Genomic DNA, 6787 nt, shown 5'->3' with positions numbered 1-6787 from the left:
CACCCTCTACGACGAGGCCACCGCGTGGTCACACCACGCAACCCTCGCCGGAGCCGCTTGACATCCCTACGCCATGGGATGTCTGACCTGCGTCGGCCGTGGGAGAAGCCGAGCCCGCCGAACAGGCTCACCCCGGCCCGCGTTCGCCGCGACTTTCGGCACATCCGCCCCAAGGCCAGCTGCCCGGCCAAGGCACCAAAACCCTCCCGCCCAGGCCCGGGACGACCACCCGGCCGCAAAAACACCCGACCCACACCCCGCCACGACGTGCACACGCCCCGCAAAACACCGACGACGAAGCAGCGAACGAAGAAGTCAACGACCCCACGACCCCGCCGCACAGGTTAAAGATCAAGTTAGAAGAAGCCCAGCCTCTTCGGCGAGTACGACACCAGAAGATTCTTCGTCTGCTGGTAGTGCTCCAGCATCATCTTGTGTGTCTCGCGGCCGATCCCGGACTGCTTGTAGCCGCCGAACGCCGCGTGCGCCGGGTAGGCGTGGTAGCAGTTGGTCCACACGCGGCCCGCCTGGATCGCGCGGCCGGCGCGGTAGGCGGTGGTGGCGTCCCGGGTCCAGACGCCCGCGCCGAGGCCGTACAGCGTGTCGTTGGCGATCTTTATGGCGTCGTCGAAGTCGTCGAAGGAGGTCACCGAGACGACCGGGCCGAAGATCTCCTCCTGGAAGATCCGCATGCGGTTGTCGCCTTCGAAGATGGTCGGCTGGACGTAGTAGCCGCCCTTCAACTCGCCGTCGTACTCGATACGTTCGCCGCCGGTGAGCACCTTCGCGCCCTCCTGCCGGCCGATGTCCAGGTAGGAGAGGATCTTCTCCAGCTGGTCGTTGGAGGCCTGCGCGCCGATCATCGTGTCGGTGTCGAGCGGGTGACCCGGCTTGATCTGCCGCGTCCGTTCGACCGCGGCCTGCAGGAACTCCGCGTAGTGGCCGCGCTGGATCAGCGCCCGGGACGGGCAGGTGCAGACCTCGCCCTGGTTGAGCGCGAACATGGTGAAACCCTCGAGGGCCTTGTCGCGGAAGTCGTCGTCGTGCGCCCAGACGTCGTCGAAGAAGATGTTCGGCGACTTGCCGCCGAGTTCCAGGGTGACCGGCTTGATGTTCTCGGAGGCGTACTGCATGATCAGCCGCCCGGTCGTGGTCTCTCCGGTGAACGCGACCTTCGCCACGCGCGGGCTGGACGCCAGCGGCTTGCCCGCCTCCACCCCGAACCCGTTGACGATGTTCAGCACGCCCGGCGGCAGCAGATCCGCGATCAGGCCGACCCAGTAGTGGATGGAGGCCGGGGTCTGCTCGGCGGGCTTGAGCACGACCGCGTTGCCCGCCGCGAGCGCCGGCGCGAGCTTCCACGCAGCCATCAGGATCGGGAAGTTCCACGGGATGATCTGGGCGACGACTCCGAGAGGCTCGTGGAAGTGGTACGCCACCGTGTCGTCGTCGATCTCGCCGAGCGAGCCCTCTTGTGCCCGGATCGCCCCCGCGAAGTAGCGGAAGTGGTCGATCGCCAGCGGGATGTCGGCCGCCAGCGTCTCCCGCACCGGCTTGCCGTTCTCCCAGCTCTCCGCCACCGCGAGGGCTTCGAGGTTGGCCGCCATGCGGTCGGCGATCTTCAGCAACGTGTCGGAACGCTCCGCCACCGATGTACGGCCCCACCGCGGTGCCGCCTCGTGCGCCGCGTCCAGTGCCCGCTCGACGTCCTCCGCCGTGCCGCGCGCGATCTCGGTGAACGGCTGCCCGTTGACCGGCGACGGGTTCTCGAAGTACTGCCCGCGCACCGGCGGCACGTACGCGCCGCCGATGAAGTGGTCGTAGCGCGCCTGGTAGGAGACGATCGCGCCCTCGGTGCCCGGCGCCGCGTAACGAGTCATGCTGGTCTGCCTCCCGGTGCAGCACTGCCCGCCGTTGGGCAGCTCTCGGCGCGAGGCTAGGCGGGCGGACGTTGCAAGTACGTTGCGCCGCGGGTCCCCGCCGGTGCCCGGCCGGCCGGTGCCGCCAGCTCGGCCTCCAGCGTGGCGAGCCGGGCCCGCACCGGCGCCGTGGGCCGTACCGCGGCGAGCGCCCGCCACACCTCGAGGTCGTCCTCGCCCCAGGAGGCGTGCGCCCAGTCCGCGAGCAGGTCCGGGTCGCCGTGCGCGATCAGTGCCGTCCGCAGCCCGTCGGCGAGACGGTCCCGCAGCCGTACGATCGCCGGGGCCTGCGAAGCGGGCAGCAGCGGACCGGTGTACGCCTCCGCGGCCGCCGTGACCGCCCCCGCCTCCAGCCACCGCTCCACCGCGGTGACGTCCGACTCGGCCGCGGCCGTGAGCCGGTACGGCCGCGAGGCGAGCAGGCCGGGACCCAGCAGCCTGCGCAGCCGCGCCAGTTCGGCACGCAACGTCACCGGGGTCACCGACTCGTCCGCGTACAGCGCGCACGACAGCTCATCCCCGGTCAGCCCCTCGGGATGCCGGGCGAGCAGCACGAGGATCTCGCTGTGCCGGCGGCTGAGCCGGATCCGACGGCCGTCCAGGACGAGTTCGGCCTCGTCCCGGCCCAGCGCGCCGAGCAGCGGCGTGTCCCCGGTGCCCGGCGGCGGTGCGAGCAGCGCGAGCTGCGTCTCCGCGGCCCGCGCCACCGCCCGCACGAAGCCCAGGCTGTGCGGATGCGCCAGCCCGTCCCCGCCGGTGATGTCCACGGCGCCCAGGACCCGTCCGGTGCGCGGATCGTGCACTGGGGCCGCCGCGCAGGTCCACGGCTGGACCCGCCGTATGAAGTGCTCCGCGGCGAACACCTGCACCGGCCGGTCCACGGCGACCGCGGTCCCCGGTGCGTTGGTGCCGACCGCGCTCTCCGACCAGCGCGCGCCCGGGACGAAGTTCATCCCGTCCGCCCGGCGCCGGGTCGCCCGGTGACCCTCGACCCACAGCAGTCTGCCCTGCGCGTCGCACACCGCCAGCAGATGCCTGCCGTCGGCGGCGAACGTACCCATCAGCTCCCGGAACAGCGGCATCACCCTGGCCAGCGGGTGCTCCGCCCGGTACGCGCCGAGGTCGGCGTCGGTCAGCTCCACGCCGGCGGTGCCGTCCGGTGCGACACCGGCCCGTGCGCTGCGTCGCCACGACTCCGCCACGACCGACCGCACCGGGCGCGGCACCGTGCCGGCCGTGGTGAACGTCTCGTGCGCCCTGCGCAGCACACGGAGCCGCTCGGCGGGGTCGGCCCCCGGCTCCAGGGCCACCCACGGATCGGTCAACTCGGCCTCCCCGGACGGTGAAACGGTGATGTCGGTCCTGATGCCGGTCCTTCGCCCATCGTCTTCCGGTCAGGCGAAGTTGACCAGTCTCACGTAGCGGACCCAGTCCCAGCCGGGGCCCGGGTCGGTGTGGTCGGTGCCGGGCACCTGGTAGTGGCCGATGATGTGCTCCCTGTCCTTCGGGATGCCGTACTTGGTGCAGATCGCGGCCGTGAGCTTCGCCGACTTCTCGTAGAGGGCGTTGGTGAAGTAGGCCGGCTGGTCCACCCAGCCTTCGTGCTCGATGCCGATGCTGCGGGTGTTGTAGACCCAGTTTCCCGCGTGCCAGGCGATGTCGGCCTCGTGCACGCACTGGGCGATGTGCCCGTCCGCCGAGCGGACCAGATAGTGCGCGGACACCTTCTTCTGCGGATTGGCGAAGATCGCCAGCGTGTTGGCGTACGTCTCCTGAGTGACGTGGATGATCACGCGGTCGATGGCGTAGTCGCCGGGGCGGTCGGACGCGGTGTAGTTGGAGGTACTCGCCGGCTGCCACTCGGCGGGCGGGTAGTCGACGGCCTCGGGCTGCGCACCGGCGCGTGGGTCGGGGAGCGGTGGGTAGGGGACGGCGGCGAGCGCCGCGCCCTTCAGCAGCCGACGTCTGCTCAGGCGCGGCTGTGCCGGTCTGGCTGGTGGTGCCGGATCTCTCGGCTGTGCGGGGCCGGCCGGGTCCATGTCCATCGGCGGTGCCTTCCAAGGGGGTGGGGGGCGTCGGAGTCGTAGGAGCGTCGGGGTGCAGAGAGGGGTGGAACGGGGGGTGGGGGAGGCGCCAACGGGAACGGCGCCGGCGTCAACGGTGCAGTGCTCGGGCGGTCTCCCGCAGCCGGGCGTGCACGCCGCGGTACGTCTCGCGCGCCGGCAGCCATTCCTTGCGGAGCTTGGCCACGCACGTGTAGTTCGTGTCACACACGTTGGCCAACGGCGATTCGACCGCCTGGGTTGCGAATTGGTACGCGTCCGGCTCACTGAATCCGTAGTCGCGCGCCAGCCACCGCACCAGGTCCACCTGCGATATCCGGAACGCGTCCTCCAGCGGTCGCGCGGAGCCGGTCGAGATGATGTGGGTGTCCGACTCCAGCCGCGGCCACGGGGTGGCGACGTCCTTGAGGAGCTCCACGACCACCACGGTGTTCATCGCGCACTCCACGGCCACCCCGCAGGTCTCGCCCTCGCCCTGCCGGGCGTGTCCGTCGCCGAGGCTGAGCAGGGCGCCCTCGACGTTGACGCCCAGGTAGCACGTGACGCCGGCCCGCATTTCGGGGGTGTCCATGTTCCCGCCGTGGGCGTCCGGGACCAGGGCGGAGCGTACCTCCAGATTGGCCGGTGCCACGCCCACCGTGCCGTGCATGGGGTCCATGGGGAGCTCCACCTGGATGTCGCTGTCCTGCGCCTGGAACAGGGCGGTGCGCCGCGTGCGGTCCAGCTGCCAGATCCAGACGCGCTCCGGCAGCGGGGGCTGCAGGGTGGCCGTGGTGTGGGTCGAGGTGAGCGCGCCGAAGAGCGGGGCCGTCGTCGACGCCGCCCAGTCGCGGGCCGGTTCGATCGACACGAAGTGCACGGCCACGGTGTCGCCGGGCTCGGCGCCCTCGATGTGGAAGGGGCCGGTCTGCGGATTGAGGAACGGGAACTCGCAGACCTCGGAGACGAGGTCCTTCTCCGAGCGCACCCGCCCGGCGAAACAGTCCTCCGTGTACAGGTCGAGAACCGTGCCGGGCGCGATCCGCGCCACCGGCGGCGCACCGCCGAACGTCCAGGCGTAGGCGTCCGGTTCCGGGCGCACGGTGAGGATCCGGGGGTCGGTCATCGTGGAGGGGTCCCTTCTGACGGGGGCGGTCGTGGGACGGGGTGTGCGCCGGTGCGGCTTGGTGCGGGGCGGGCGGGAAGTCAGCGGGGAACGGTGCCGTCCTGCCGGTCGCCGGCCGGGTCGTAGCCGTCGAGGTGCACCCGCGCGGTCTCGGCTATGCGCTCGGGGTGCCGCCGCATCAGCAGGAGCAGCACCACCACGCCCACCGCCATCCAGACCCCGACGACCGGGCCCGCGTAGGACACCGGGGCGGTCAGTTCGGTGACGAAGTCGAAGACCGGGAGGCCGGCGGCCGTCAGCAGGGCGGGTATGAAGGCCGCGATGCCGAGCACCGGGAACAGCAGGTGCCGTACCGGCTTCAGGACCGCCCGGCCGACGCGCAGGAAGTAGCCGGCGCACGCGAGGTTCACGACGATGTAGACACCGACGACGACCGTGACGATCACCGTGGCCAGCAGCAGGAACCCGGTCACGGGGTCGTAGCCGGAACCGAGTCCCAGCACCGCCCCGACCGCCACGAGGGACTGCAGCGCTATACCGGCCACGGGGGAGCGGTGCCGGGGGTGGAGCGCGGCGAGCAGGCGGGGCAGGACCCGGACCCGGGCCAGGGCGAAGGCCGTACGGGTCGAGACGTTGGCGCACGCGTTGGCATTGGCGATCGTCGAGTTGATCACCGCCAGGAACACCAGGACCCAGAAGAGCCCGAAGGAGGTCCGGGCGACACCGTCCCAGGACGCCTGGCCCGAGGCGCCGAACTTCGCGAAACGGTCCGGGCCGAAGTAGACGGTCATCGCGTAGGTCGTGATCACGTAGAACAGACCGATCCCCAGGGCCGCTCCCAGGACCGCGCGGTGCATCGTCCGCCGCGGGTCGCGTGTCTCCTCGGCGAGCGGCGCCGCCGCCTCGAACCCGGCGAACGCCAGCACCGTGTACACGGACCCGGCGAACACGCCGCCGAGCCCGGCGTAACCGTCTGCGGTGTGCGAAGCACCGAACACCGACAAGGTGTTGGCACTGCCCGCCTTGCCGATGAGCAGGGCCGCGAACACCAGGAAGACCAGGATCTCGAAGACGCCGAGGACGGTACCGAAGCGGGCAGAGGCACGGACGCCGAGGTAACCGGCGACGGCGATCACGCCGGCCCCCGCCAGGGACCAGGGCCACCACAGACCCACCGGATAAGAGGACCACTCCTCGTGCAGCGTGCCCGCCGCCGTGAAGCCCAGCTGCAGCAGGAGCAGCGGCGGGACCAGCATCTCCACGAAGACGTAACCCCAGCCGACGAGAAACCCGACGGCAGGGTGCAGGCCCCGCGCCGCATACGTGGCCACCGAGCCCGCCGCGGGCAGCTCCCGGGCCAGCTCGGCGACGCAGGAAGCGGTGAACAGACAGGCCACCAGGGCGATCAGCACCGCCAGCGGGAGGCTGCCACCCGCGAAGGCGGCGCCGGCCGGAATCGACGCGGCCACCGCGGCGGCCGGCGCCATCGCCGTGACGCTCTGGAACAACACCTCGCGCAACCCGACGGCGTCGCGGCGCAGCGCCCCGGTCGTCTCCTCGTGCATGTGTGTCCCCCGATGCCTGTCAGCCCACTGCCACCCGATGTGTGTGAAGGTCCGTCAACCGCTCCGTCAACCGTCCGGCATCAGCCGACGTTGACGATCCGTCGGCTGTGCCTCGCGTGAATCACGGTACGGCGC

Annotated in this window: 5 protein-coding genes and 1 pseudogene; 1 reads left to right on the top strand and 5 read right to left on the bottom strand. The window is 71.3% G+C overall.

The features are described from left to right. Positions 1 to 81 precede the first annotated feature (81 nt). A pseudogene (locus ACZ7GZ_RS33420) lies at positions 82 to 348 on the top strand (NF041680 family putative transposase); the annotation flags it as partial. Positions 349 to 356: 8 nt separating this feature from the next. Here the strand turns inward: ACZ7GZ_RS33420 and adh are convergent. The 5 genes from adh to ACZ7GZ_RS33395 form a co-directional block, all read right to left on the bottom strand. After that, positions 357 to 1880 (bottom strand): aldehyde dehydrogenase, encoded by a 1524-nt coding sequence (gene adh, locus ACZ7GZ_RS33415; RefSeq protein WP_471029996.1) that lies wholly within the window; start codon positions 1878 to 1880, stop codon positions 357 to 359. Positions 1881 to 1936: 56 nt separating this feature from the next. Beyond that, positions 1937 to 3244, bottom strand: coding sequence for a GAF domain-containing protein (locus ACZ7GZ_RS33410; protein WP_471029994.1), 1308 nt, complete (start codon positions 3242 to 3244; stop codon positions 1937 to 1939). Positions 3245 to 3313: 69 nt separating this feature from the next. After that, positions 3314 to 3958 (bottom strand): N-acetylmuramoyl-L-alanine amidase, encoded by a 645-nt coding sequence (locus tag ACZ7GZ_RS33405; RefSeq protein ID WP_471030009.1) that lies wholly within the window; start codon positions 3956 to 3958, stop codon positions 3314 to 3316. 115 nt (positions 3959 to 4073) lie between these two features. After that, on the bottom strand, positions 4074 to 5087 hold the full coding sequence (locus ACZ7GZ_RS33400; RefSeq protein WP_471029991.1) for an acetamidase/formamidase family protein: 1014 nt from the start codon (positions 5085 to 5087) through the stop codon (positions 4074 to 4076). An 80-nt stretch (positions 5088 to 5167) separates the two neighbouring features. Next, the gene (locus ACZ7GZ_RS33395; protein ID WP_471029990.1) at positions 5168 to 6652 is read right to left on the bottom strand and encodes an APC family permease; all 1485 of its coding nucleotides are present in this window, start codon (positions 6650 to 6652) and stop codon (positions 5168 to 5170) included. Between the last annotated feature and the right edge of the window lie 135 nt (positions 6653 to 6787).

It is taken from the genome of Streptomyces sp. NPDC037288, from assembly GCF_055603265.1.
Note: the sequence above shows the minus strand (reverse complement) of the source record. Positions and strands in the feature narration are given on the sequence as shown.

Excerpts from the sequence above, each read along its gene's own strand:
- ACZ7GZ_RS33400 (WP_471029991.1), bottom strand. The coding sequence starts at position 5,087 with ATGACCGACCCCCGGATCCTCACCGTGCGCCCGGAACCGGACGCCTAC.
- ACZ7GZ_RS33405 (WP_471030009.1), bottom strand. The coding sequence starts at position 3,958 with ATGGACCCGGCCGGCCCCGCACAGCCGAGAGATCCGGCACCACCAGCC.
- ACZ7GZ_RS33395 (WP_471029990.1), bottom strand. The coding sequence starts at position 6,652 with ATGCACGAGGAGACGACCGGGGCGCTGCGCCGCGACGCCGTCGGGTTG.
- adh (WP_471029996.1), bottom strand. The coding sequence starts at position 1,880 with ATGACTCGTTACGCGGCGCCGGGCACCGAGGGCGCGATCGTCTCCTAC.